Raw genomic sequence first — 24,986 nt, 5'->3', positions numbered from 1 at the left:
TGTCCGTATTATGACCCCCGCGGGCGGTCCCTCGGTCGCTGCGCTCTCCCGCTCCTGGGCTGGCATGAGCTACGCAGCCGCCGGGGTGGCTCTTGAAGAGGGCTTTGCCACAGTTTTGTGTCCGCGCGGCGCGCGACGCGGGACGCGGGACGCGGGACGCGGGACGCGAACTCGGCGAGCACCTGGGATGGTCTGGCCGAAATTCGGTGATGAAACGCGTGTGTTGCGCTGCCCCGCGGGCGTGGAGGGGCTGGTCGGCGAGCACCTGGGATGGTCCGGCCGAAATTCGACGCATGAATCGCGCGCACCATGCCGCCCCGCGAGCGCGAAGAGGCTGGTCGGCGAGCGCTTGGGTTGGCCCCGACGCTGATAGGATCGCGCGCGCATGGCCGCCGAGCGAGAAGACTCCGCCGGACGCCTACGGGTCTTCGCCGAGGATCGCTTCGAGGGTCCCCAGATCCTCGGCGAGGGGCAGCACGCGACGATCTGGCTCGCCTGGGATCGCTACATGTGCCGGCCGGTCGCGCTCAAGGTCTGTGTCCTGGCGACGGTGCTCGAAGCGATCGGTCATGAGCGCATCGACGCGCTCGGCATCGGTGAGGGCCTCCGGCAGCTGGTCGACGAGCTCGGGACCGAGGCCGAGCACCGCTACACGCTGCTGCGCGAGGCTCGGCTGCTCGGTGCGGTCTCGCATCCGAACGTGATCCCCGTGTTCGAGGTGGGCGTCTGGCGTGGCGCGGTGACGATGGTCATGCCCGCCTTGTTGGGCGGCAGCCTGGCCACGAAGTCCTTCGCGGGACCCTGGGAAGATGTGTTGGCGACATGCCCACGCTGCTCGACGCGCTGCGCGGGGCGGCCGAGCTGAGCGCGTCACCTCGGCGCCCGCGGTGGCCATGGCTCGCGGCAGCGGTCGCCGCGATCACCTTGGCGCTGGGCGTCTCGCTCAGCAGCACGGCCGAGGCCGACGCGTGCGCCGAGGTTGCCGACGAGCTCGAGCCGATCTGGAACGCCGACCTGCGGGCCGAGCTGCGCGCGGCCCTCGGGACTCGCCTGCCGGGCGACTCGCTGACGAGCTGGGCGCAGCAGTGGGTGGTCCTTCGCACCGGCGAGTGTCAGGCAGCCAAGCGCGCGGGCCGAGATCCCGCGGCCAGCTCGTGCGCGCAGAGTCTGCTGCGTCGCTTCGAGCTCACGGTCGAGGTCTTGAGCACGCCGCACCTACGCCGCGGCCTGCGTCACGACCGGGTCGTCTCCGAGCTGCCCCGGCCCGAGCTGTGCGTCGACCACCCGGACGACGGGGACTCCGGCGCGGGCGGGTTGCTCGAGCTGCGCGACCTCGACCTCCGGCTGCGAGCGCTGATCAGCCTCGACGACCTCGACGCTGCGCGAGACAGGCAGGCCGAGTACATGGCGCTCGCGCGTCGCCACTCGGCCCGCTACCACGTCGAGCGAGCGATCTTCTGGCGCGGTGAGCTGCGACGTCTCGCCGGCGACCTCGACGGCGCCAGCGCGGACTTTGCTCGCGCGTACAAGCGCGCCCAACTGCTCGGCGCCGATCTGTTCGCGGGGGAAGCCGTGTTGAAGCTGGCGGCGGTCGCGGCCGAGCGCGGCGAGCTCGAGGTGCTCGACTCGCTCGCGCTCGTGGCCCTCGGGATGTACGAGCGGGCCGCCCCCGAGCGAGTCGCGGAGGTCCACGAGGTCCACGGGCTCGGGCTGCTCGGCGGCGAGGAGTCGACGAGGCAGCGCGGGGTCGAGCTCCTGCGCGAGGCGGTCGAGTCGCGCGAGGAGCTGCTGGTCCGCCACGGCGGGAGCGCGGAGCCGCTCAGCCGGGCGCACGAGAGCTACGCGCGCGGACTGCTGGCGGTGGGTCGCGCGAGCGAGGCGCTCGAGTACCTGGAGCTCGCGTTGACTGTGCACCAAGATCAGTTCGGGCACGGGACTTGGCGGGTTAGCGGGATCTTGCAACAGAAATTCGTGGCGTTGGTTCAAGTTGGCAACCTTGAAGATGCAACTGTCGTCGAGCGTACGATCCTGCAAATCGATGATGACGCAAAGGATTGGCGTCGTTATGTCGACGATGCTTTTTGGCTGGCCGATGTCTACAAGCAATCAGGAAGGCCATACCACGCGATCTGGCCCCTTCGTCTAGGGCGAGACAAGGCGGCCAAGTATGGCATGGTCGCGGAGCTCGCCGAGTTCGACCGCACGATCGTCGAGATCATCCATGAATAGGGTGACGGGGCGAGTTAACTCGCCCCGTCACCCTCAGCATATCCTTACTCGTCGTCCAGACATGTCACCGTTCCATCGGCGTTCGAGACCCCGCTACTACACCAATAGATGTCCTGGGGCTCGCAGTCGCTTGACCCGGTGACAGTGGGCCAGCAGATCCCCTGATTGCAGCACATCGCCTCTTCGAGCGGCTGCGAGTTGAAGCCCGGGGCACAGGGGAACATGTCGCAGTAGTCGGGGACCTCGAAGAAACAGCTCACCTTCCCGGAGGCTCCGACCTCCCCGAGTTCGCAGTAGAAGGGCGTCTCATCGGCGAGGCAGTAGCCCTCGCGCGCCTCGAAGCAGGTCCGACCGTCGCAGCACACCGTGCCGTCGTAGCGGGAGGCACCCTCGTGATGGGGCTCGCAGTAGATCGGCTTAGACGTGTCCGTGTGGACGATGTCGCACAGGTCGCGCAGCTCTCCGGTGGTAGGAGTCAGCGTCGCGAAGACCGTGAGTAGGAGTTGGGTTGTGATGGACATGATGCTTCCTTCTCGCTCGCGTCGGGCGAGCCCAAGAAGCGTCGCACTCGCGCGGGCGGGCGGCCGAGCGCTGGCGTTTCGGGGCCTGAAAGCGGCTCCGAGGCGGGCTCTCCGCCTGCGCCGAGGTCGCCGACGAAGATGCTGGGGTGCGCGCGGATGTCTCTGGGCAGCGTCAGCGCCCGGTCATCGAACTACACGGCGCCGTCTGTCTTCGCTAGCGACCAGACAGTCGCGCGACGGCCGGTCGTCCGCGCCGGGTCCGGGACCGGCTCAGACCAGCGAGAGCAGCAGCTCGACGAGCCGCCGGGGCTCGATGAGCGGGGCGGTCTTGTCGCTGATCAGCGGCGTATCGATGACCTCGACGCCCTGGGCCTCGATGCTGTCGATGTCGAGGCCGCCAGCGTAGTCCGCTCGGGAGCTGTCGACGAGCACGAAGTGCAAGAGCAGCTCGGTCGGGGTGTCCTCGCCGGCGTCGCGGCGCAGGTGCTCGAGCAACACGCGGACCTGTTCGTGGGGCGGGAGCCCGAGCTGCTCGGGATCCTCGCCGCAGTTGGGCACGTAGATCTTGGGGCACTCGGCCCGGGCCACGGCGCTGCCGACCCCGCTCGGGAGCAGACAGGCGACGACCGAGGTCCAGAAGCTGCCGACCGGAAAGCAGATGAGCTCGGCCTCGTCGATCAGCTCGGCGGTTCGAGCGTCGATCTCGACCTCGGCGAGCTGCTCGGGCGCCTCGATCACGGTCGTGAGGCGCAGCTCTCGGATCGGGGCCGAGAGCCGGCTGTCGCCGCTGGTGATCACGTGCTGCCCGATGAGCACGGTCCCGTCCTCGAGCTCGGCCGAGAGGTGGAGGTTGCTGTCGACGACCGGGCGGACGACGCCGCGGACGGCGACGAGCTTCGAGAACAAGAAGATGACGGCGTCGATGTCGCTGCGGTTGTTGAGGTAGCCGCCCGCGAGGATCAAATTGCCGATGCTGGCCCCGCGCAGGTCGAAGTCCGCGGGCATGTGCTCGGCGAAGAACCCGAGGTGGTTGCGGATCAGCTTGCGCAGCGGGGTCGGGACGGCGGCGACGAGCGCGTCGGTCCCGGCGACCATGGCGTCGAGGCGCGCGCGCAGCCGCGAGGCCTCGGCCTGCTTGTCGAGCCGGGTGTTGAACAGGCGATAGACCTCGGGGTGGCCGAGCAGGTGGGTGTCGGCCAGGGCCATCAGGCGGTTGCGAAGATCGCCGACCGAGATCATCGGGAAGGCGTCGCGCAGGACCGCCGAGCTCCCGCCCGAGTCGAAGGGCGTGATCAGGTGGACCGAGTTGTGGGTGTACTCGGTCAGCACGCGGCTGGTGTCGCGCAAGGCGGTGCCGCCCGAGAAGAACAGGACCTTGGGGCCGATCTCGGGCGCCCGGATGTAGCGGGCGAGGCGGATCGGATCGGGGACCGTGCGGGTCTGGGTCAGCGAGATCCGTCGGCGTCGCTCGGCCGGGATCGTCGGCGTGTCCTTGGTCGAGTCAGGCATCGAAGAGCTCGAGGGCGGCGCGGCGACCGGCGTCGAAGTCGATGCCGCCCGCGAGCTCGAGGACCTCGACGCCGTCGAGGAAGTCGAGGTAGCGCGCGGCCGTGTGGGGCTCGCCGCGGCCCGGAGCCCGCAGGTAGAACACGCCGGGTTGCTTGATCAGCGCGGGCAGCAGCTCGCTGCGCTTGCGGATCGAGATCCGCCGGGCCACGGTCTCGCCGCCGTCGCGGGTCCAGTTGAGCAGCACGAGGCCGACGAAGCGCCCGTGGAGGACGAAGCGCTGGTCCGGGAAGCAGGTCTGGATCAGGCCGTCGTACTTGTGCTCGAGCTGCCACAGCTCGTCGGCGGGCAGGGCCTCGAACCGGCCCCGCTCGTCGGCGGACAGCAAGCCGGCGAGGTCGGGGTTGTTGAGGATCGTCCCGGGGTTGATGCGCGGGTGCTTGGGCACGCCGTCGAGCTCGATCGCGCCCCCGTCGCCGGCCGGCTGGATCATCACACGATCGTTGCTGAGGAAGTCGAGGCGCCGATCGTTCATCAGGTGGAGCGCGAGCGTCGACTTGCCCATGCCCGAGCGCCCGGCGATCGCGATCGCAGGCGGCAGCGGCTGGTCACCGCGCAGACAGACCGCGGCCGCGTGCCCGAGCAGCGCGCCCTTGCGCAGCGACCACTGGATCAGGCGGTTGTTGATGAAGTTGATGACCTGGTTGGGGTTGTCGGTGCACGGGCCGATCGCGAGGTGCTCGCCGTGGCCGAACAGAAACCACATCCCGGTCCGCAGCTTGTGGACCGCGCGGCCGTCGGCGACGTCGAAGTAGGCCTCCTTGGGCCCCTTCACGCTCGGCTTGTACTCGCCGATCGTCATCGTCCGGTCGGCGCCGAGCTCGGGCGGCTCGGCCTGGATCGCGCTGATGCGGGTGAACGCGCCGTCCCCGAGCTTCGCGCGGGCCTCGGCCAGGGTCTGCGCGTCGAGGCGAGGAAAGCCGGTGAAGTAGGCGTCGAGCTCGCGGACGAGGGCGGGCTCGTTGGTGTCGAGCCAGACTCGAAATCCGTCGAAGTCCCAGCCGAGGCCGTGGGTGAGGGGGTAGGCGTCGCGCAGCTGGGCGACGCGCTCGGTGATCCGCTTCATGGCTGGGGGCTCCCGGGGGTGGTCGGCCGCGCGCGCTCGAGCTCGGCCAGGGCGTAGTCGACGTAGCGCGCGGCCGCGTCGATGTCACAGGCGTGGAGCAGACCGCGGAAGCCGCCGAAGGCCGAGACCTCGAAGACCTTGGGTCCGTCGTCGGTCTCGACCACGTCGACGCAGGTGAAGTCGAGATCGAACAGCGCCTGGGCCCGGTGGGCGAGGGCGATGACCTCGTCGCTGGGCGCGTGGGGCTGGTACTTGCCGCCCTTGCTGGTCGAGGTCGTCCACGAGCCGCCGCTGACCCGGGCGTAGGTCGCGAGGTACTCGCCGCCGAGGAACACGACGCCGAGGTCGCGGCCGGGCATGTCGATCAGCTGCTGGAGGTACATGACCGGGTTGGCGGCTCGGAAGGCCTCGACCTGGGCGCGGAGCTCGGTCGCGTCGGCCTCGGCCTCGGATCCGGCCTCGGACCCGGGCGCGCGCAGGACCAGCATGCCGCGGGCCTTGGAGGTGTACAGCGGCTTGGCGACCACGGCCCCGTAGCGCGCGATCGCGGCCATGGCCGCGTCGACGCTCTCGGTGATGACCGTCGCGGGCATCGGGATCTGGCCGAGGCGGAGCTTGACCGTGCACGACAGGCGGTCGATCAGCGTCATGATCGAGCCGGGCCGCGAGAACACGCGCACGCCCGCGCCCGCGAGCACCCGCAGCATCTCGACCCGGTCGAGGGCGGCGGGCGAGTACGTGCGGGCGATCTTCTTGACGATGACCGCGTCGAGCTCGCCAAGGTCGAAGCCCTGATGGATGAGGCGCCCGCGCTCGAGATCGAGGGTCACGTCCTGCATCTCGATCAGGCGGCGATAGCCGGTCCGGGCCTCGAGCGCGTCGAGCAGCTGCTGGGTCGACCAGCCGTCTTCGACGCCGACGACGCCGATGCGGAGGGGGGATTGGGCTTGGCTCACGATGGGGCTCCTAGGGCACGATGGTCGCCTCGTCGAGGCGGAAGTCGGCCCAGCTGTTCTGGCCGTGGGCGGCGCGGTGGCTCAGCAAGCGCTCGATCAAGTAGCGCGCGCGGAGCATCATCGTCCGGCTGAAGGTCGGATCCATCTCGAAGCGGGTCGAGGTCAGGAGCGAGCGCGCGAGCCCGAGGGCCAGGCGCGCGTCGAAGCCCGCGTCGTCGTGGGCGAGGGCGAACTCGCGCGCGAAGGCGTAGAACTCGCGCGTGACCTGGTCGAGGCGGCGGCGCGGGCCCGGCTCGAAGATCTTGAGGCGAAAGTTGGACACGATGAAGACCGAGACGTCCTGGAGGTAGTCAAAGAGCCGCGAGCGGTGCAGGTCGATCATGTGGACCTTGCGCTGCGGGAGGTTGACGATGACGTTGTCGGTGTTGAGGTCGCCGTGGATCAGGACCCGAAAGGGCGCGACGAGCTCGGCGTCGAGGGACCGGGCCTCGGTGAGCAGGGCGTCGAAGCTCGGGATGTCGAGCTCGCCGATCCGCGCGGGCGCGCCCCGAAACTCGGGGTGGACCTTGAACACGTCGGGCAGCCGGCTCGCGACCTGGCGCATGAAGTTGGGCTTGCAGTGGGTCGGCTCGAGGGTCCGATCCCACACGCGCCCGATGGTCTCGACGACCATCATGTAGGCGTTGGTGCACGCGCGCCCGTCGGAGTCGAGCATGATGCGCTGAAAGGTGTCGCCCTGGAGGTACTCGAGCAGCAGCGAGGCCTTGTCGCCGTTCTCTTGGTAGGCGAAGACCTTGGGCGGGAGGCCGGGCTCGAGCTGCTCCCAGCGCTCGAGCGCGAGCTTCTCCTCGAACACCTTCTTGGTCCGGCCCTCCTTGAACACGACCGAGCGCTTGCCGGACTCGCGGCTGTGGACCATGCCGATGCGGCTGCCCGAGCGCGTCTCCCAGATCCCTTGGTAGTCGACGTCGGCGAGGTCGAGGTCGAGGTCGAGGTCGGGGCTGGCGCTGGCCAGGGTCTCTTCGAGGGCCTGAAATTCGCTGACCTTGAGCTTCTCGCCCACGCTCGCAAAGATCGCGGCCTCGCCGATGTTGAGCAGGGCATCGCCCGCGCGCTCGAGGTAGCGGTAGATGAACAGCGTCGTGACCAGGTCCTCGGGCGAGTCGCCGCTGCGCAGATCGTCCATGATCCGGCGAAAGACCGCGGAGTAGAGCTCGTCGATCTCGAGCTCCGAGCGGCAGATGGCCAGGGCCAGGGACATGTCGCGGCGAAACAAGGCCGGCTCGACGACGCCGAGGGTCGAGAGGATCGACTCGAAGAAGGGCTCGGCCTCGAAGCGGTGGAGGGTGTCGAGGTCGTCGAGGTAGCCGAGCTGGCCGACGATGTTGACGCCGAAGTCGGCGATCCGCTCGAGGTTGTTGGTCGCGACGTTGATCGCCCGGATCAGATCGATCGTGCCCTCGTTGAGGTCCTCGTTGGTCAGCAGTCGAAAGCACTTGTTCTCGATCATGCTCTTGAGGTTGTCGACGTAGTCGTCGCGGGCGACGATCTTGGTCATGACCTCCTCGCGCGGGCTCGCGAGCATGCGCTGGGTGTCCTCGATCAGCTTGGTGACCTCGAGCGCGAGGAACTTGAAATTCTCACGCAGCCCGGCGGTCGCGTTGGCCTCGCTGCGGGTCGTCACGAGCGCGGGCCCGCCTTGATCTCGAGCACCTCGGTGCTCGGCTCCTCCTCGTCCTCGCGCCAGTGCAGCTTGATCGAGAATTTGACCCGGCCGGCCTTGCGCTTGGCCTGGACCTCGAGCTCGATCATCCCGCCGGGCTCGAGCGCGAGCATGTGATCGGCGGTCCCGAGCTCGATCTGGCCCTGCTCGATCCCCGCCGTGATCGCGTGGAGGTACTTGACGATCGATCGCCGGTCCTGGACCGACTCATGCCTGAAGTCATCTTCTGCTGCCATCTGTCTTGCTCGTCTCCTGACGCCCACAGGTCCTGGGAGACTGGGCCCCGCGTTCAGGCGTCTAGCAACCCTGGGCGCTGTCCGCCAGGGGGCAAGTGTCCGCGGCCCGCGGATCCGGCGCTGGCGCGAGCCAGGGTAGTATCTGCGAGATGTCCTCGGACCCACCGCCGCCACCGCCGAAGGTCACCCGTCACGTTCAGCCCCTTGGACCGCGGGTGCTCGTGCGTATCGTCAAGGATCCCGACCGCCTCGACTCGGGCCTGTTCCTGCCCGAGGGCGCCAAGGAGAACGCCCGCCAGGCGCTGCTCGGCGAGGTCGTCGAGGTCGCGCGAACCATGCCCAAGGTCGCCTACGATCTCGACGACGACGACGACGACGACGAGGGCGCGACCCTCGGCGAGAACGTCAGCGGGGTCCCGCTCGGGGCCAAGGTCCTGTTTGGCAAGCAGCGCGGGCTCGCCGTCCCCTGGGACGAGAGCCTGCGGGTGGTCGACGTTCGTCACCTGCTCGCGATCGTCGACGAGATCCCCGAGGGTGAGATCCAGTGAGCGCGAGCCTTGTCCGGCTGCCAGGGCTCGGGCTCGGGCTCGGGCTCGCGCTCGCTATCGGGGTCGGGCTCGCGCCGGGCGCGGTCGCCCACGCCCAAGACCCCGTCGCCCAGCACCGCGAGCTCAGCGACGGCGTGGATCGCCCGATCCACGACCTGTCCGGCTCCGGTGACTCGAGCAGCCTCGAGCTCAACCCGGCGCTGCTCAACTCGAGCTACGGCCTCGACGTCACCTTGCTCGGCTACCAGACCCTCTACGACTTCGCGCGCGGGGCCGGGTTCGGGGCCTTCGCGTCGCTCAACCTCGGCTGGGGCTTCGCGCTCGGGTTCGGGGTCCAGGCGCTCGAGCCCGGGTTCAAGGGCGATCTCGCCGACGCCGACATCGCCCACAACCGGCCCACGACCAAGCTCAGCTTCGGGCTCGCGCTCGGCCAGGGCGAGTGGGGCAGCTTCGGCCTCGGCGTCCACGGCGTGCGCAGGCAGGGCGGGGTGCTGCGCCCGAGCCAGCTCGACATCGGCGCGGTCGTCCGGATCACCAACTACGCCAGCTTCGGCGCCGTGGCTCGGCTCGCGCCCGCGGGCCTGCGCGATCCCAGCTTCCGCCCGGTCCTCGATCTGGCCGGGGAGCTGGCGGTCCGGCCCCTCGGCAACCGCTGGCTCGAGCTCGCGGGCGGGCTCACGGCGCGCATCGATCAGAGCGAGGCCCGGGGCTTCGGCGGCTTCGATCGCAACCACGATCTGCTGCCCTATGGCCGCCTCGCGATCCGCTACCAGGGCGTCGAGCTCGCCGGCGAGGCCCAGCTGGTCCAGGCCGACGTGCTCGACGAGGACACCCTCGACATCCTGCGTCAGACCACGGCCCTGCGCGGCGGCGTCTCGCTCGCGCTCGCGTGGGACTACGCCTCGGTCGGGGTCGGGACCCACGCCGGGCTCGGCAAGGGCGTCGACGGGCTCGCCTACAAGGCTCGGTTCACGACCACGCGCCAGGGCCGGGTCGTGGGTCGGCGCCTGCTCGACGCCGAGCAGCTCGAGCTCGGGAGCATCGGTGGCCAGCGCGGGCTGATCGCCTTCTTGCGCCACATCGAGGCGGCCGAGGCCGCGGGCGAGCGGGCCGTGCTGGTGGTCAAGGCCGACGGCTTCGGGCTCGGCTGGGGCGCGGGCCAGGAGCTGCGCGAGGCCCTGCGGCGGGTCCGCGACGCGGGCGGCCACGTCTACGCCTACGTCGAGCAGCCGAGCCTGCTCGACTACTGGATCGCCTCGGTCGCCGAGCAGGTCTACACCCACCCGGCCGGGCAGCTCGACACGGTCGGGATCGGCAGTCGGCGGCTCTACTTCCGCGACGCCCTGGCCAAGCTCGGGATCTCGGTCGAGGCGGTCCACGTCGACGAGTACAAGTCCGCCCACGAGAATTTTACCCGCAGCGACCGCAGCGACTACGACGCCGAGCAGCGCCAGGCCCTGCTCGACGACACCTGGACGACCGTCGTCTACGACATCGCCCAGGCCCGGGGTCTGAGCAAGGCTCGGGTCCGCGAGCTCGTCAGCGACGCGCCGCTCGGCCCCGACCAGGCCGTCGAGGCCGGGCTCGTCGACGGCGTGATCCACCGCGACGAGCTGACCAGGACCTTGTCCGACGACCTCGAGGTCGACGTCTCGCTGCGCGAGTTCGGGCCCACGGACCCCGAGCAGCAGACCTGGGGCGAGGCGCCCTATCTCGCCGTGGTCCTCGTCGAGGGCACGATCGTCGACGGCCGGAGCCGCAACATCCCGCTGTTGAACATCACCATGACCGGCGGCGATCAGATCGCCGAGACCCTCCGCCAGCTCCGGGCCGACAGCGCGTGCAAGGGCATCGTGCTCCGGGTCGACAGCGGCGGCGGCTCGGCCTTCGCCAGCGAGGTCATGTGGCGCGAGGTCCAGCGGACCCACGAGGCCTGGAAGTCCGACAAGCGGGGCTCGCCCGCGATCGTCGTCTCGATGTCCGACGTCGCCGCGAGCGGCGGCTACTACATCGCGGTCGGGACCGACTCGATCTTCGCCGAGCCGCTGACGATCACCGGATCGATCGGCGTGGTGTTCATGCACTTCGACGTCTCGGGCCTGTTGAAGCTGCTCGGCGTCGGCGTCGACCGGATCGAGCTCGGCGGCGCGGGGGTCGACATGAACTCGATCTGGCAGCCCTGGTCGGAGGTCCAGCGCGAGAAGGTCGTCGGGGCGATCGATCGGACCTACGATCTGTTCTTGCAGCGGGTGTCCGATGCCCGCGGCATGACCAAGCCCGAGATCGACAAGATCGCCCGGGGCCGGGTGTGGTCGGGCGAGCGCGCCGCGGACCTCGGCCTCGTCGACGAGCACGGCGGGCTGCGCGAGGCCCTCGACGAGCTCCGCTCGCGCTCGGGGATCGCCAAGTACAAGCAGCTCGAGCTGCGGATCCTACCCAAGAAGCTCACGCTCTTGCAGCTGGTCTTGCGCGGGGCTGGGTCGCTGGTCACCGCGCCGGTTGGACGGGCGGTAGCGAGCAAGCGCGAGGCCGCGCAGGGCAAGCTGCCGCTGGTCCTCGATCAGGCCCTGGCGCGGCTGCCGATGTCGATCTTGTTCCTCCCCCAGGATGAGGCCAGCACGATCATGGCGGGGGAGATCGCTATCGAGTAGCGCGGCCGAGCCTGAACCGCCCCGCGCTCTCGACCCTCGCGTGCGGTTTGGCGAGGACAGCAGCCTGCTAGTCCTAAATCAAGCGCTGAATTGAACAGGCTGAATGATTCAGGGCTAGTACCAAGGTGCCCGCGCGTGGATACCGCAGCATCTGCGCCTGGCGACTGGGCTCGCGGGCGGGCTATGCTGCTGCCGCGAAGGGGGTTGGATGCGTCGACTGAAGCTGCTGTTGGTTTGTGGACCCTGTGTGAGCGCGCTCGCTGGCTGCGCGGACCCGCCGACCAGCGCCGAGGCGACCGCCGAGACCTCGCTCGGGTCCGGCGACGGTGACTTGGGCGACGGTGACTCGGGTGACAGTGACTCGGGCGACGGCGACGGCGACTCGGGTGACGGTGACGGTGACGGTGACGGTGACGGTGACTCGGGCGACGGCGACGGTGACCCGATCAAGTTCGACCTCGCGCCGGGCGGCGACATGTCGAGCGAGGGCTGCAGCTGCTCCGACGATCTCAAGCATGTCGTCTGCGACGGCCAGGAGGTCGAAGACTGCACGCCCGAGGGCGCGTGCGCGGCTGGGGACTGCATCGACGATCCTTGCCTCGCCGCCGAGCTCGGCAAGAGCTCCTACGGCTGCGACTACTGGGCGGTCAAGACCGACCTCATCAGCGAGGGCTCGGGCGCCTGCTTCGCGGCCTTCGTGGCCAACACCTGGGAGACGCCCGTTCACGTCAACGCCGAGTACAACGGCCAGGCGCTCGACCCCGGCGCCTTAGCGATCCCGATCGGCCAGGGCGCGAACCTCAGCTACGAGCCCTACGACCCGGTCGAGGGCCTCGCTCCCGGCGAGGTCGTGGTCATCTTCATCGCGCGCGAGAACGGCGCCTTGCCGAACTGCCCGGTCGCGCCCGCGCTGACGACCAACATCGGCGTGTCCGGGACCGGCCGCGGGCACGCGGTCAACATCACGACCGACGTCCCGGTCGTCGCCTACCAGATCCTGCCCTTCGGCGGCGGGAGCTCGGCGGCGACCTCGGCCAGCTTGCTGCTGCCGACCAGCGCCTGGGACCTCAACTACGTCGCGGTCAACGCCTACGAGAAGAGCGTGTCCGCCGGCCTCGCCCAGCCCTCGCTGACGATCGTCGCCCAGGACGACGGGACCGAGGTCTCGCTGCTGCCCAAGGTCGCGGTCGAGGGCGGCAACAACGTGGCGGGGGGGCTGGCCGAGGTGCCGATCGTCTACACCCTCGACCGCGGCGAGACCCTGCAGATCAGCCAAGACACCGAGCTGACCGGATCCCCGCTCGAGGCCAACACCCACTTCGGTCTGTTCGGCGCGGCCAGCTGCCTCAACATCCCGGTCGACGGCTTCGCCTGCGATTCGGCCCACCAGCAGATCCCGCCGATCCAGGCCCTCGGTAACGAGTACGCCGGAGTCCGCTATCGCTCGCGCGGCAACATGATGGACGAGGTCGTGCCCTGGCGCCTGGTCGGGGTCGTCGACGGCACGCAGCTGAGCTGGGAGCCGGCGCCGCCTCCGGGCGCCCCCATGGCCCTCGCCGCGGGCGAGCTCGTCAACTTCTCGGCCCCCGGTCCCTTCGTGGTCAGCAGCCAGGACGAAGACCACCCCTTTTACATCTCGGCTCACATGACCGGCGGCGGCGACTTTGGCGGTGAGGGCGATCCCGAGTGGGTCAACATCATCCCGACCGCGCAGTACCTCGACAATTACGTGTTGTTCACCGACCCAACCTACTCCGAGACCAGCCTCGTCGTCATCCGGGTCCCCGGCAACGGCGGCTTCGCCCCGGTCGAGCTCGACTGCCTCGGCGAGCTGGTCGGGTGGACCCCGCTCGGCGACTACGAATACACCCGGGTCGACCTGGTCACCGGCAACTTCATGGCGGTCAACGGGTGCGAGAACGGGCGCCACGAGATGTGGAGCGACGCGCCCTTCGGCGTCACGGTCTGGGGCTGGGGCTCGAGCGCCTCGCAGGGCTTCTTCACCCAGTACGTGTCCTACGCCTACCCGGCCGGGGCCAGCGTGCGCAGCATCAACCAGGTCGTGGTCCCGGTCGGCTGAGGCTCCGCGCGCCGCGGAAGGTGTCGTGCCCCGTCGCGGGGCTCGCGGCCGCGAGCCCCGCGATGGAGGGCGGCGCGGCCGACGAGACCGCCGGAGGCGAGTGAGCTCGGGTAGCCGTCCCCGGCGCCGACCCTCGGCGTGACCCTCGCCTCGGCCTCGACCGAGGACGCAGGTAGGTATTCGCGTAGATGCTGGCCGGCCGAGCAGAGGCGGCGAAGGGTCCGCCCATGTTCATCATCAACGGAATCTCACCTGCCACCATTCTCCTCTCGGCGCTGCTCGCCTGCGCGACGCAGGGGGACCCCGCGACCCAGGTCGAGAGGTCGAGCCCGAAGAATCTGCAATCGCCGCGCGAGTCGGGCGAAGACCAGCACTTTTGCTGCGAGGACGTTGAGCTCGACAACGAGTCTGGCGAGGGGTGTAGCGCGATCGGCAAGGAGCACATCAACAGCTGCGCCAACGTCCTTTGCTGTTCGGGCAATTGGGACAAGCTCGCCGAGCTTTGCGCGTGGGCGGCGGGCGCGAGGCGAGGCCGGAGAGGCCGAAGACCAGACGATGACTTGCGAGGGGGGCCGTGAGCTGCGAGCTTGGACACGTGATCCGGAGGCTACTCGGGAACGTCGGGAGGGCCCTCGAAGACGCCGAGGTCGCCGAGCAGCTCGCGCGCCTCCGGATCGACTTCAACGAGCACGGCGTCGATCGCTTCGGCGTCTCGCGGAGCTCGCTCCTGCGCTGGTACTCGGCGCTCGCGCCGATCTACCGACGCTACCTCAAGGTCACGGTGTTCGGGGCCGAGCACCTGCCCACGCGCACGCGCGGGATGGTGATCGGCAACCACTCCGGCGGCATCGGGGCCGATGCCCAGATGCTGTGCATGTCGCTATTGATGAACAACCCGCCGCGCCTCGCCCACGCGATGGCCGAGTACTTCTTCAACACGATGCCCTACGCGGGCATGTGGCTCAACCGCGTCGGCCACCTGACGGGGCTGCCCGAGAACGCCCGCCACCTGCTCGAGGCCGAGCGCCTCGTGGTCGCGTTCCCCGAGGGCTCCCGCGGCGCGCTCAAGCCCTACAAGCAGGCCTACCAGCTCCAGCGCTTTGGGACCGGGTTCATGCGCCTGGCGATGTCCAACCGCGCGCCGATCATCCCCTTCGCGTTCATCGGCGCCGAGGAGGCCTTCCCGATCCTCGCCCGCGTCGACGCGGCGACTCGGCTGCTGGGCACGCCGCCGATGCCGATCGCCCCGCAGCTCGTGTTTTGGCCGCTGCCGGTCAGCTGTCAGGTTCACTTCGGCGAGCCGATGATCTTCGAGGGCACGGGCGCCGAGCCGCAGCCGGTCATCGACGCCCAGGTCGAGCAGGTCCGCGCGGCGATCCGCGGGCTGATCGAGCGGGGCCTCGCGCTGCGTCCGCGGCCGTTCATGCGCGAGCGGGTCAAGGGCTGAGCGTCCGCGCGAGTCGCCGCTCGCACTCGTCGAGGCCGTCGCCGAGCGTCGCCTTGGTGACCAGCGACGAGAGATCCGCGCCGAGCCCGACGAGGGTCTGGGCGACCGCCGGGCGCACGCCCGTGACGATGCACAGGGCCCCGAGCAGGGCCGCGGTTCGGGCCACGCGGATGAAGTGGTCGGCGGTGTGGGTGTCGACGAGCTCGACGCCGGTGATGTCGAGGATCACGAAGCGGGCGCCCTGACGCGAGATCTCGGTCATCAGCTGCTCCATGAGGTCCGCGCTGCGCTGGGCGTCGACCGCACCGATCAGCGGGACCGCCAGGACCTGGTCGCGGAGCTGCAAGATCGGGATCGAGAGCTCATCGATCCGCGCCCGCTGGGCCTCGATGATCGCCAGCTTCCGGTCGAGCTCGACGAGCGTCGCTTGCTTCTCGCGGGTCTGCTCCGCCGCCTGCGCCGCGCGGGCCTCGGCGAGCTGGCGCTGAGCGTCCTGCTCGGCGTTGGCGTTGGCGTTGGCGACGGCCATCGACGCGAGGCCTGAGGCGCACGACAAGAAGGTCAGCTCTTCGTCGTTGAACGGCTTGTAGGACAGCTTGCCTGCGACCGCGAGCACGCCGAGCGACTCGTCGTGGAGCTCGATGGCCACGCACGCCATGCCCTCGGACAGCGCCGCCGGGGCGTCGGGCCAGCGCTCGCGGAGCTGCTCGGCGGTCAGCGCGAGCGCGGTCTTCTCGGCCATGACCCACGACCACAGCGCGCGGCCGGCCTCGGACAGGAGCTCGGCGCCGCCGAGGCCTTCGCGCGCGGCCACGCGCAGCTCGCCCGTGTCGCCGTTGACGAGCAGGGCCAGGCGCGAGCGACACTCGAAGAAGCTGCCGGTCAGCGAGCTCAAGGTGTCGGCGATCGCGTCGTGGGTGGTCAGCTGCAGGGTCGAGAAGGTCCGGGTCATCAGCTGCATGAACTGCATGCCGGAGACCAGGCGGTGGTTGCGGGCTGCGAGGCTGTCCTCGCCCATCTAGGCCAGCCCTCGCTTGCGCGCGAACTCGTCGCGCAGGCGCTCGAAATTGCGAGGGTGGGCCATGACGAAGATGCACTGATCGTCGCCCTTGGCCCGACAGGTCAGCTCTTCGGCCTTGAGGTCCAAGCCAAAGCTGGCCTGGCACCACCCGGTGCTGTAGCCCGCGTTCATGTGGCAGACCGGGTGCTCGCTGACGATGCCGTTGTCGATGTAGGACGCGGCCTCGAACGAGTAGGGGTGGTCGTAGGCCATGAAGTAGTCCTCGTTCGGCTGCGGTGCGCTCTCGTCGAAGAAGTCGACGTTGGCCCAGCCGACGTGGGCAAAGTGGACGGGCCCGAGCGCCTGACGCATGACCGGGTCCTCGACCTCGAGGCGTTCGGCGAAGAGCTTGGCGTCGCGCATGCCGCAGGCCTTGGCCAGCTTGTAGCGGATCTGGCGAGCGCCGGCCTCGCCGAAGGTCTTGCGCAGCTCTTCTTGCAGCTCGATCGACATCGAGTCGGTTCGCATCAGCATGTAGCGGACACCCTGAATGTGGATCTGTCCGCGCTCGGGTTCGCGCTTCATGTCGTCGAAAAAGCCGGCCATGATCTGCTCGGCCTCGGCGAACAGAGGCGTGAATTGCTCAGGGCACCTGACTGTTTTTGTCGAATTGGTCACAAAGTCTCGCTATCGCCGGGTGGGGCAAAAATGCGCGAGAGAGAATACCTCGATTCGTCGGTCCTGTGTCGGTGGGGAAAACTACATATGAGAAGAGACTCATGATTCATGAATGCGCGGTCGCCACGAATCAGTAATTCATGACCTTGGGCGCCCGAGCATTAATGAGCTTCGCAAGCGCGCAGGCCGGTGACCACGAGATCCTCGCTGGCCTCCTCGCGGACGAGGCGCGTGCCGTGGGCGAGGGACAGCTTTGAGAGCCGCCTGCGGACCTGCTCGCCGCGTCGGCCGAGGGCGGGCTCCGGGTGCCAGCGCGGGGCGCGGGCGATGTACACCGGGTGCACCCGGGCCTGCTCGAGGCAGGGGCGTGCGGGTGATGTCCGATGACGAGGTCGACGCCGCTCTCGACGAGGGTGCGCGCGGTCAGGCGCAGGGCGTTGCGGACCTCGCTGGCGTACTCCGTGCCCCAGTGGGCGACGACGATCAGCAGGTCGTGCTCGGCTCGCGCGGCGGCGACGAGCGCCGGGGCCTGCTCGCGGATCTGACCGAGGGTGACGAAGGGCAGCTGCGGGCCGTCGGGCTCACCCCAGTGGTTGCGCAGGGTCGCAAACGCGAGAAAGCCGAGCCGCCAGCCCTGGACCTCGAGGGTCTCGACGCGCAGCAGCGGCGGCTCCACGCGCGAGGCCCCGATCGGAAGCAGGCCGGCATCCGCGAGCACCTGCGGACCCTCGAGCTGGCCGTCGACGCCGAGGTCGAAGAAGTGGTTGTTGGCCAGCGACATCGCCGTGAACCCGCCGCGCTGGAGCTGGGCCATGTGCGCGGCCGAGCCCGCGAGGCGGTAAACGCGGGTGCTCGGCGAGCGCGCGGGCAGGTTGAACATCACCGGGCTCTCGAGGTTGCCGATGACCACGTCCGCGGCCAGCAAGGGCGCGACCGCAGCGAAGGGATCGGCTTCGGGCGCGTACAACTCGACGAAGACCTCGTCGCCGCGATGCTCGAGGTAGCGCCCGAGCACGACGTCGCCGACGAAGGTCAGCTCGAGCTCCGGGCGGCGCTCGATCCTCGGCCCCGGCTCGCGCTCGCGGGCGTCGCTGTGCTCGCCCGCGTCGGAGACTCCGGCCTCGACCGAAGGCTCGACCGTAGCCGGAGCCAGGTGTGTGGGCGCCTGCTGATCCACGCACCCGAGAACCGCCGAATTCTCCCGCGTCGGGCACGAGCGACGCAAGCAGGAAAGAATGAATGAAAAAGCTAAATGATTTGGGGCGAGCGTTAGGGGTGAGCGGAGGAGGGGGCTTCGCCGCCGCAGCGAGGGGCCCTTTGAAGACTAGCAGCCCGGGGTGCAATGCATCGTGTCGCCTCGCGCCGGAATTTTTGCCGAGGGCGCGAAGCCAAAACGCCGCTGTACCGGGCGTACTGCAAGTTTTGGCGACAAAGCCCTCGGCGAAAAGGCCAAGCGAGGTGGCGCGAGGCATTGCACCCCGGGCTGCTAGACCTAAATCAAGCGCTGAATGATTTAGGGCTAGTACGAGCCGCAATGCGAGCGTTTGGGGGGAGCGGAGGGGGCTTTGCCGCCGCAGCGAGGGGCCTTTTTGAAAGGCCCCTTGAAGGCTAGACCTAGCCTAGCAGCCCGTGGTCCAATGCCTCGCGCCCTCGGCGAAAATTCCGGCGCGAGGCGACACGAGGCATTGGACCACGGGCTGCTAGTAATCTTCGCAGCGGGTCTCGTTGGGCGCACACGAGAAGCGCACGTGCATGTGCGCGGTATGGCCCTTTTGATTGCGAACGATCCCGTTGTCGTACCCGCGGGTCTCGGGGTACTGGAGGATCTTCTCAATCGTCTCCTTGCTGGCCCCCGCGCGCTTGGCCGCCGCGAGCAGGTGCTTTTGCCGATCGGAGGCCAGGTAGATGGTCTTGACCTCACCGGTGGCCACGAGCGCGAGGACCAGGCCCCAGGTGGCGTCCCAGTCGACGTCGCTGACCTTCTTGGCCGAACTGCCCGTGCTCGTGAGCGGCAGCCGGATGTCGACGTCGCGGCCGCTGCGGTGCGACAAGTGGGGCCTGAGCTTGCCACCGCCGCGCTTGCTGATCGCCCCAATCTTGAGCTTGCCGCTGTAGCCCGTGTCGCGGCGCCAGGTCGCGATCGCGAGCTGGAGGTTCTGGAGGGTGTGGCTGCTGCCGTAGGACTCGTCGGGCTTGCGGAGGGTGTAGAGCTTGTTGTTCTCGGGCAGCTGGACCGAGCCGATGAGCTTGCCGTTGTTGGGCTTGCCGACGGAGATCGAGCTGCGCGGGATCTGGACCAGGGGCAGGGCCGCGATGGCCGGGGAGGTGGCCTCGGCGATGCCCTTGGCAGCGTCCGCTCGAGCCCGTGGGGAGGCTGGGTCGACCCAGATCACCAGCTCCTGGCCAGCCTTGAACCGGCGCGGGACCTTGGGGTTCCAGCGCAGGCGGAGCCGGTCGGGATCGACGTCGTGGGCCCTTGCGATCTTGGCCCAGGTGTCGCCGAACTCGACGATGTAGGTGATCTTGCGCTGCGGCGGCGGCACGTGATCGGTGTAGACCGAGAGCTTGCGACCGGCGTAAATCTTGGGGTTGTTCTTGTCGAGCTTGTTCCACCGGATCAGCGAGTCCGTGCGGACCTCGTAGCGCGCGGCGATCTCCGCGAGGCGCTCGCCCGGGATGATCCGGTGCTTGATCCACTTGGGCTTGGCGGTGGACTTGGACTTGGACTTGGACTTGGGCTCGGACGCGGACTTCGGCTCGGACGCGGGCGTCGGCTCGGACGCGGGCGTCGGCTCGGACGCGGGCGTCGGCTCGGACTCGTCCGCTGGCGGCAGGGTCTCGGGGGAGGGCAGCTCGCTGACGCGAGGGGCGGGCTCCGGAGGCGACGCGCCGACGCTCACGGGCAGCCACGCGGCCGCGAGCGCGGCCGTGACCAGGAACGATCGCGCGCGCCGGGCATGATGGGACGAGGAAGACATCAGAATCGAGCGGGCCGAATGATAGCGGGGGACATGGCCAATCCCAAAGCGATTGCAAGTATCTGGGGCAGCGGCGCCCTCCGCGGTCGAGGGGGCGTCACGTGGTGCAAGACCTGGATCCCGGACTCCTGGAACAAGGCTCAGGATAGAGGAGCGTCGAGTCACGGGAGCTTGAACGAGAGGGGCGAGCCCAGCTCGACCGCGTCGGTCAGCGCGTCGGCGGGGACCTCGAGCACGGCCTCGACCGCGAGCGCCTCGCCGACGAGCGGGCACTTGGTGCAGGGCTCGGGGCAGGGCTCGATCCGCTCGATCGCCGCGACCTCGCCCGCGCTCACGAAGTAGGCGTCGATCGCCTCGCTCAGGCCACAGCCCCAGACCGCGAGGCTGGTGTCGGGCTCGTCGGGGATCAGCAGCAGGGCCACGCGATCGCAGCGGCGGTGCTTCCAGCCGCGATCGCGCTCGACGGCCTCGTCGGCCAGCTCGGCCGCGAGCGTCGCCGCGCCGATCTCGATCGTCAGGTGTTCGTCGAGGACCTGCGCGCGGATGTCCTCCTCGCAGCTCGTCGCCGGCTCGCAGGCGCCGAGCGAGAGGATCGCCGCCGCAGCGATCACGAGGCGACCGCCGCGACGTGTGTTCATAGCGAGTCGAGGAAGGCCAGCAGCGCGGCCTGCTGGTCCGCGCTCAGGCCTTCGTAGGCGGTGCGCACGGCGTCGGCCTCGGCGGCGTGGGCCAGGATCGCGGCCTCGACGGTCGTCGCCGATCCGTCGTGCATGTAGGGCGCGGTCGCGCGCAGACCCCACAGCGGCGGCGTCCGGAACATCAGCTGCTCGGCCTGGCCGTCGACGATCCCGAGCGCGTCGTCGGGCGCAACGACGTGGAGCAGGAAGTCGCTGTAGGCCCGGACCGGGCCCGAGGCTCCGGGCAGCTCGACGACGTGGCAGCTGTCGCAGCCGATGTCCTCGAACACCGCGAGGCCAGCGTCCGAGCCGGGCGTGGGCGTCGGCGCGGCGAGCCCGGCCATGAAGAAGGTCAGCGTGTCGATGAACTCGGCGTCGACCTCGGGATCGGCGACGCCGTCGTCGTCGCTCAGGACACCGAAGCTGAACCCGGGCTCCTCGGGCACGGTCAGCCCGACCTCGGCCCCGAGCGCGTCGCGGGAGAACTCGCGCAGCGACGGGACCTGGGCCTTCCAGCCGAAGCGACCGAGCTGGCCGTCGGCGAGGATGTGGGCGACGCCGCGGACCCCGTCGCCGTCGAGGTCGTCGGGATCTTGGAGCGCGAGGATGTCGTCTTCGGCGATGCCCTCGATCAGCCCGAGGCCCAGCAGCGAGGGGGTCTGACGGGGCTCGAAGATGTTTTGATCGGGCGTGTGCTCGGGCCGGACGTGGCCGGGGATCGCGAGCTTGTGGAGGATCGTGCCCGAGCTCGGGGCGATGAATTCCCCCATCGGATCGATCGTGCCGTGGCGCATGACGTTGACGCCGATCGGGCCCGCGCCGCCGATCACCGGATCGAAGTGACAGGCTCGGCAGCCGTCGCCGTTGAACAGCGGGCCGAGCCCGGCGTCGACTTCGATGTTGCGATCGAAGAGCGCGCGCCCGGCCTCCCACTCACGAAGCTGGGCGGGGTCGGCCAGGATCTCTGGCTTCGGGCAGCCGGGCTGACCTGCGGACGGGACCTCGCTGTTGGCCAGGAGCAGGCCCGCGCTGGTCTGCTCGCGGCCGCCGAGGCTCGCGAGGAACTCGAGGATCCCGTCGCGCTGGTGATCGGACAGGGCCTCGTAGGCGTCGCGGGCTCGCTCGGCCTCGCCGCCGTGCCAGCGGATCGCCTCGTCGAGGGTGTCGGCGCGGCCGTCGTGGAGGTAGGGCGCGACCGCGACCACGCCCCACAGCGGCTGGGTGCGAAACTCGTCTCCGGTTGCGACGCCCTGGGGGATGCCGTCGCCGAGCGCCTCGCCCATGTCGTGGAGCAGGAGGTCCGAGTAGAGCGGGATCAGCCCGCGCGGACCCTCGAGGGTCGCGACGTGGCAGTCGTCGCAGCCGATCTCGCTGAACAGATCGCGGCCGGCCGCGCCGAGCTCGTTGTCGCTCAGATCTTCGGGCTCGGGCGCCGCGAGCAGCATTGCGAAGGACACCAGATCGAACAGCTCGTCCGACGACAGCTCGGGATCGGCGACGTCGTCGTCGTCAAACAGCGGCTCCTCGGGCGCGGCCGCCTGGCGAAAGCCCAGGCCGCCCGCCTGATCGCCGCTCGGCGCGACCGAGGGCACGGGCAGCGCGGCCTTGTCCTCGTCGCTCAGGGGGTCCGAGGTCACGCCGAGGTGGTTGTTGAGCGGGCCGCGGATGAAGCCCTCGATGCTGACGGTCTGCGACTTGCGCCCGAAGCGACCGACGAAGCCGCGGTCGTAGTTGGGGCGGCCCGAGATGCCGTCGCCGTCGGCGTCGTCCTCGTCGACGTTGGCCAGGATCGCGTCTTCGGACAGCTCGGCGATCAACCCGACGCCGAAGAAGGGGATCGCGTTGCGGTGGGCGATGACGTTGACGCCCTCGTCGAGGGGCGGGCGCGTGGGCCCCGGGTCGAAGCCGTAGGCGGTCACGACTCCGCCGTGGCCCGAGGGCACGAAGCTGCCGTCCGCGAGCTCGGTCCCGGTCAAGAAGAAGTCGCGGTAGCGCGGCGACGAGCCCCCGAACACGGGCTTTTCGTGGCAGCTCGAGCAGAAGCTGACGTTGGCGCGGGGGCCGAGGCCCTCGTCGGGGGCGAAGCGCCGGGTCGCGACCTCGAGCCCGCGCTCGAAGGTCGCCCGCTGGTCTTCGTTGGCGCTGGGCAGGATCGTCCCGAGCGGGCCGTAGATGTCCTCGGCGAGCTTCGGCGGCTCGGGTTCGGGGTCAGGGCACCCGCTCAGGACCAGCCCGAACAGGACCGCCCCGGGCCGGACGAGTTGTTTCAAGTGTATGTGCTTCATGGCAAGTATTGGACGATGACCCCGGTCCAGGGCGGGGAGAACAGCAGGTTGCCGCCGACGCCGACGCGCGCGCCCTCGTCGAAGCCGAACGCGCCGTGGAGCACGTCCGGGCGGGCCGAGCGATCGAGCTCCTCGTAGTCGAAGGTGCCCGCGGGGATCTCGATCACCAGGCCCTCGACGCCGACCGCGAAGCCGGTGCCCTCGCTGTCGAGCCAGACACCGTTGAGCCCCGGGAGCATGCCGATCGTCTCGCTGCGCCAGGCTTGGCCGTCGTAGCGGGCGATGACCCCGTTGGACCGGCCGCCGACCGCGACGATCTCGTTGGGTCCGGTGCCCCACAAGCTGATCAGATCCGAGGCCGTGCCGGCCAGCTGCTGGGTCCACTCGCTGCCGTCGTAGTGGAGGATCACGCCGGAGTGACCGACCGCGAACACCTGGGTCGAGCTCGTGCCCCAGACCTTGAACAGCGCGTCGAGCTCGCGATCGAGGGCTGGGATCGGGACCATGGTCCAGGCGCTGCCGTCGTAGTGGGCCAGGATCGGCTCGTCGCCCGGGATGCTGCCCCCGACGGCCCACATGTTGCTGTCGGCCGTGCCCCAGATGCCCCACAGCGGGCCTGTGGTCCCGAGATCCATGGTCGTCCAGCTGCCGTCGACGTCACGGCGCGCGGCCATGCCCTCGTTGCCTGCGACCCACAAGGTCGTGCCGCCCTCGGCCGGGAGCCCGAACACCCAGTTGGCGAGGGGGAAGCCCTCGGGCAGCGCTTGCTCGGACCACGCGTCGCCGTCGAAGCGGATCATCGCGCCGCGCTCGGGGTTGCCCCCGACGGCGTAGAGCTCGGTCGGGCTCGGGCCCCACGCGCTCAGCAGCGCGCCGAAGGACTCATCGGCTTCGAACCCGATCTCCCACGCGGGCTCCGGCGCGGGCTCGGGCTCGCAGCCCCCCAACAACACGGCGAGGGCGAGACAAGCGAGGCTTTGGGGACGCGATCGGGCGCTCATTGCAAGGATCGCAGCGTAGCAGCCCAAGAGGCGGCTTCGCTGCGCTCCATTGACTCACCCGGGGGTGCGGAGGAGTCGCAGGCGTGACTCCAAACCGAGCGGCGCTCGGGCGAGGTGGTGAGCGCGCAAGCCACGGTAGCTGCTCGCGTCGCGGCGAAGCGCGCACGAATTGATCGAGATCGATGGTGCGTGGGCGGCGTTGTGAGTTCTCATGTCCGACCCGCGCTGGCCGTCCGTGCTCGACCCGTCCTCAGGTCCGTCGCTCGCGCACGGGTCGACGGCGCGGGTTGTGGCTCGGCGCTATGGTTTGCCCGTGCGTGCACGCAGCGGACAACATCGGGCCCGGATGGTTGTCGCCGTGTTGCTCGGCGCGGGGGCCTTGCTCGCCTGCCATCCGCAGCCGAGCGAGGAGCCCGAGGCCAGGGGCCCGAGCAAGGTCGCGTGGATGCCGGGGGACGACAAAGCGGAGTCCGGCGACGAGGAGCCCGAAGACGACGGCAGCCACGAGATGCTGTGCCACGAAGATCCCGAGGCCCCCGGCTGCCCCTGGGATCGCAACGCGATCAACACCGGCCCCGAGGGCGTGTGGGGCAACGCGGATCCAAGCAGCATGCCGCTGCCCGTGGCCCGGCCCGAGCGCTGCCCCGAGTCGGCGGTCATGGGCGAGATGATCGCGGTCCCCGCTGGCGAGTTCGTGATGGGTTGCGACGATCTCGACAGCAAAGTTTGCGGCAAGCGTGAGCGCAAGCGCGTGGTCGTGAACGTGGCCGCCTTCGAGATCGATCGCACGGAGGTCACCCAGGCCGCCTACCAGCGCTGCGTCGAGGCCAACGCCTGCTCGGAGCCCGGCGTCGGCTTCGAGCCGACCGCGGCTTGCACCAACCCCGTCGTCAACGTCAGCTGGAAGCAGGCCGGCCAGTACTGCGCGTGGCTCGACAAGCGCCTGCCGACCGAGGCCGAGTGGGAGAAGGCCGCGCGCGGCACCGATGAGCGCGTGTTCCCCTGGGGCGACGAGGCCCCGACCTGCGAGCTGGCCAACTTCGAGGGCTGCGGCCTGCGTGAGGCGCAGCCCGTCGCTTCCCACCTCGCGGGCGCGAGCCCCTACGGCGTGCTCGACATGGCCGGCAACGTGCGCGAGTGGGTCTTCGACCGCGAGGAGAGCCGCTCGCGTCAGCCCAAGCGGGGCATCCGCGGGGGCATGTTCACGGATCCAGGCATGAACGTGCGCGCGGCTCGGCGACAGTGGGGCGACGTCAGCGTGTCCGACATCGGCATCGGCTTCCGCTGCGCGCGCTAGCAGCCCGGGGTGCAATGCCTCGCGCCGCCTCGCTTGGCCTGTTCACC

At 69.7% G+C, this 24,986-nt stretch carries 21 protein-coding genes; 8 read left to right on the top strand and 13 right to left on the bottom strand.

What is annotated here, in order from left to right; genetic code table 11:
- Nucleotides 1-385 precede the first annotated feature (385 nt).
- Nucleotides 386-865 (top strand): protein kinase family protein, encoded by a 480-nt coding sequence (locus tag ENSA5_RS00440; RefSeq protein WP_106389567.1) that lies wholly within the window; start codon nt 386-388, stop codon nt 863-865.
- Nucleotides 823-2,229 (top strand): hypothetical protein, encoded by a 1,407-nt coding sequence (locus ENSA5_RS00435; RefSeq protein WP_106389566.1) that lies wholly within the window; start codon nt 823-825, stop codon nt 2,227-2,229. Before ENSA5_RS00440 ends, ENSA5_RS00435 begins: the two co-directional genes overlap by 43 nt.
- 44 nt (nt 2,230-2,273) lie before the next feature.
- Here the strand turns inward: ENSA5_RS00435 and ENSA5_RS00430 are convergent, their stop codons facing one another.
- From ENSA5_RS00430 to ENSA5_RS00405, 6 genes are all read right to left on the bottom strand, one after another.
- Nucleotides 2,274-2,750, bottom strand: coding sequence for a hypothetical protein (locus tag ENSA5_RS00430; RefSeq protein WP_106389565.1), 477 nt, complete (start codon nt 2,748-2,750; stop codon nt 2,274-2,276).
- A 270-nt stretch (nt 2,751-3,020) separates the two neighbouring features.
- Entirely contained in the window at nt 3,021-4,259 is a 1,239-nt protein-coding gene (locus ENSA5_RS00425) for a GAK system CofD-like protein (RefSeq protein ID WP_106389564.1), read from the bottom strand.
- Nucleotides 4,252-5,382: an HprK-related kinase B gene (locus tag ENSA5_RS00420; RefSeq protein ID WP_106389563.1), complete on the bottom strand. Its 1,131-nt coding sequence runs from the start codon at nt 5,380-5,382 to the stop codon at nt 4,252-4,254. Before ENSA5_RS00420 ends, ENSA5_RS00425 begins: the two co-directional genes overlap by 8 nt.
- Nucleotides 5,379-6,338: a GAK system ATP-grasp enzyme gene (locus ENSA5_RS00415; protein ID WP_106389562.1), complete on the bottom strand. Its 960-nt coding sequence runs from the start codon at nt 6,336-6,338 to the stop codon at nt 5,379-5,381. The genes ENSA5_RS00420 and ENSA5_RS00415 overlap by 4 nt, the downstream gene beginning before the upstream one ends.
- 10 nt (nt 6,339-6,348) lie before the next feature.
- Entirely contained in the window at nt 6,349-8,022 is a 1,674-nt protein-coding gene (locus ENSA5_RS00410) for a PhoU domain-containing protein (RefSeq protein ID WP_106389561.1), read from the bottom strand.
- Nucleotides 8,019-8,297, bottom strand: coding sequence for an amphi-Trp domain-containing protein (locus ENSA5_RS00405; protein ID WP_106389560.1), 279 nt, complete (start codon nt 8,295-8,297; stop codon nt 8,019-8,021). Before ENSA5_RS00405 ends, ENSA5_RS00410 begins: the two co-directional genes overlap by 4 nt.
- Before the next feature lie 149 nt (nt 8,298-8,446).
- Here ENSA5_RS00405 and ENSA5_RS00400 point away from each other — a divergent pair, with 149 nt between their 5' ends.
- The 5 genes from ENSA5_RS00400 to ENSA5_RS00375 all read left to right on the top strand — a co-directional run bounded on the left by ENSA5_RS00400 (nt 8,447) and on the right by ENSA5_RS00375 (nt 15,023).
- A complete protein-coding gene (locus ENSA5_RS00400) occupies nt 8,447-8,845 on the top strand; it encodes a chaperonin Cpn10 (RefSeq protein ID WP_106389559.1) in 399 nt (132 codons plus the stop codon).
- On the top strand, nt 8,842-11,496 hold the full coding sequence (gene sppA / locus ENSA5_RS00395; protein ID WP_106389558.1) for a signal peptide peptidase SppA: 2,655 nt from the start codon (nt 8,842-8,844) through the stop codon (nt 11,494-11,496). Before ENSA5_RS00400 ends, sppA begins: the two co-directional genes overlap by 4 nt.
- A 208-nt stretch (nt 11,497-11,704) precedes the next feature.
- A complete protein-coding gene (locus tag ENSA5_RS00385; protein WP_181197097.1) occupies nt 11,705-13,576 on the top strand; it encodes an IgGFc-binding protein in 1,872 nt (623 codons plus the stop codon).
- 227 nt (nt 13,577-13,803) lie between these two features.
- Nucleotides 13,804-14,154, top strand: a complete 351-nt coding sequence (locus ENSA5_RS00380; protein WP_146155160.1) for a hypothetical protein — start codon at nt 13,804-13,806, stop codon at nt 14,152-14,154.
- 17 nt (nt 14,155-14,171) lie between these two features.
- Complete coding sequence (locus tag ENSA5_RS00375) at nt 14,172-15,023, top strand: lysophospholipid acyltransferase family protein (RefSeq protein WP_258182684.1); 852 nt, start codon at nt 14,172-14,174, stop codon at nt 15,021-15,023.
- Here the strand turns inward: ENSA5_RS00375 and ENSA5_RS00370 are convergent.
- The 7 genes from ENSA5_RS00370 to ENSA5_RS00340 form a co-directional block, all read right to left on the bottom strand.
- Nucleotides 15,013-16,041, bottom strand: coding sequence for an STAS domain-containing protein (locus tag ENSA5_RS00370; protein ID WP_106389554.1), 1,029 nt, complete (start codon nt 16,039-16,041; stop codon nt 15,013-15,015). The two genes, ENSA5_RS00375 and ENSA5_RS00370, sit on opposite strands and share 11 nt — an antisense overlap.
- The gene (locus tag ENSA5_RS00365) at nt 16,042-16,629 is read right to left on the bottom strand and encodes a XylR N-terminal domain-containing protein (protein ID WP_106389553.1); all 588 of its coding nucleotides are present in this window, start codon (nt 16,627-16,629) and stop codon (nt 16,042-16,044) included. It abuts the gene before it with no gap.
- Between the two features lie 202 nt (nt 16,630-16,831).
- Entirely contained in the window at nt 16,832-17,878 is a 1,047-nt protein-coding gene (locus ENSA5_RS00360; RefSeq protein WP_181197095.1) for a CapA family protein, read from the bottom strand.
- Nucleotides 17,879-18,401: 523 nt separating this feature from the next.
- On the bottom strand, nt 18,402-19,679 hold the full coding sequence (locus ENSA5_RS00355; protein ID WP_106389551.1) for a penicillin-insensitive murein endopeptidase: 1,278 nt from the start codon (nt 19,677-19,679) through the stop codon (nt 18,402-18,404).
- Nucleotides 19,680-19,840: 161 nt separating this feature from the next.
- Nucleotides 19,841-20,317, bottom strand: coding sequence for a DUF192 domain-containing protein (locus tag ENSA5_RS00350; protein ID WP_106389550.1), 477 nt, complete (start codon nt 20,315-20,317; stop codon nt 19,841-19,843).
- Nucleotides 20,314-22,641, bottom strand: a complete 2,328-nt coding sequence (locus tag ENSA5_RS00345; protein ID WP_106389549.1) for a di-heme oxidoredictase family protein — start codon at nt 22,639-22,641, stop codon at nt 20,314-20,316. Before ENSA5_RS00345 ends, ENSA5_RS00350 begins: the two co-directional genes overlap by 4 nt.
- Nucleotides 22,638-23,642: a WD40/YVTN/BNR-like repeat-containing protein gene (locus ENSA5_RS00340; RefSeq protein ID WP_146155159.1), complete on the bottom strand. Its 1,005-nt coding sequence runs from the start codon at nt 23,640-23,642 to the stop codon at nt 22,638-22,640. Before ENSA5_RS00340 ends, ENSA5_RS00345 begins: the two co-directional genes overlap by 4 nt.
- Nucleotides 23,643-23,955: 313 nt before the next feature.
- On the opposite strand from ENSA5_RS00340, the gene ENSA5_RS00335 reads away from it, so the two are divergent.
- Nucleotides 23,956-24,939 (top strand): formylglycine-generating enzyme family protein, encoded by a 984-nt coding sequence (locus ENSA5_RS00335; RefSeq protein WP_181197094.1) that lies wholly within the window; start codon nt 23,956-23,958, stop codon nt 24,937-24,939.
- Nucleotides 24,940-24,986 lie beyond the last annotated feature (47 nt).

Origin of the sequence: Enhygromyxa salina (assembly GCF_002994615.1) — a bacterium.
In the GTDB taxonomy this organism is placed as follows: domain Bacteria; phylum Myxococcota_A; class Polyangia; order Nannocystales; family Nannocystaceae; genus Plesiocystis; species Plesiocystis salina_A.
This window is presented reverse-complemented; position numbering and strand designations above follow the sequence as displayed.

Coding starts and splice junctions, on each gene's coding strand:
- ENSA5_RS00355 (WP_106389551.1), bottom strand. CDS start 19,679: ATGTCTTCCTCGTCCCATCATGCCCGGCGCGCGCGATCGTTCCTGGTC.
- ENSA5_RS00365 (WP_106389553.1), bottom strand. CDS start 16,629: ATGGCCGGCTTTTTCGACGACATGAAGCGCGAACCCGAGCGCGGACAG.
- ENSA5_RS00370 (WP_106389554.1), bottom strand. CDS start 16,041: ATGGGCGAGGACAGCCTCGCAGCCCGCAACCACCGCCTGGTCTCCGGC.
- ENSA5_RS00420 (WP_106389563.1), bottom strand. CDS start 5,382: ATGAAGCGGATCACCGAGCGCGTCGCCCAGCTGCGCGACGCCTACCCC.
- ENSA5_RS00385 (WP_181197097.1), top strand. CDS start 11,705: ATGCGTCGACTGAAGCTGCTGTTGGTTTGTGGACCCTGTGTGAGCGCG.
- ENSA5_RS00440 (WP_106389567.1), top strand. CDS start 386: ATGGCCGCCGAGCGAGAAGACTCCGCCGGACGCCTACGGGTCTTCGCC.
- ENSA5_RS00340 (WP_146155159.1), bottom strand. CDS start 23,642: ATGAGCGCCCGATCGCGTCCCCAAAGCCTCGCTTGTCTCGCCCTCGCC.
- ENSA5_RS00435 (WP_106389566.1), top strand. CDS start 823: ATGCCCACGCTGCTCGACGCGCTGCGCGGGGCGGCCGAGCTGAGCGCG.
- ENSA5_RS00380 (WP_146155160.1), top strand. CDS start 13,804: ATGTTCATCATCAACGGAATCTCACCTGCCACCATTCTCCTCTCGGCG.
- ENSA5_RS00345 (WP_106389549.1), bottom strand. CDS start 22,641: ATGAAGCACATACACTTGAAACAACTCGTCCGGCCCGGGGCGGTCCTG.
- ENSA5_RS00430 (WP_106389565.1), bottom strand. CDS start 2,750: ATGTCCATCACAACCCAACTCCTACTCACGGTCTTCGCGACGCTGACT.
- ENSA5_RS00405 (WP_106389560.1), bottom strand. CDS start 8,297: ATGGCAGCAGAAGATGACTTCAGGCATGAGTCGGTCCAGGACCGGCGA.
- ENSA5_RS00350 (WP_106389550.1), bottom strand. CDS start 20,317: ATGAACACACGTCGCGGCGGTCGCCTCGTGATCGCTGCGGCGGCGATC.
- ENSA5_RS00400 (WP_106389559.1), top strand. CDS start 8,447: ATGTCCTCGGACCCACCGCCGCCACCGCCGAAGGTCACCCGTCACGTT.
- ENSA5_RS00425 (WP_106389564.1), bottom strand. CDS start 4,259: ATGCCTGACTCGACCAAGGACACGCCGACGATCCCGGCCGAGCGACGC.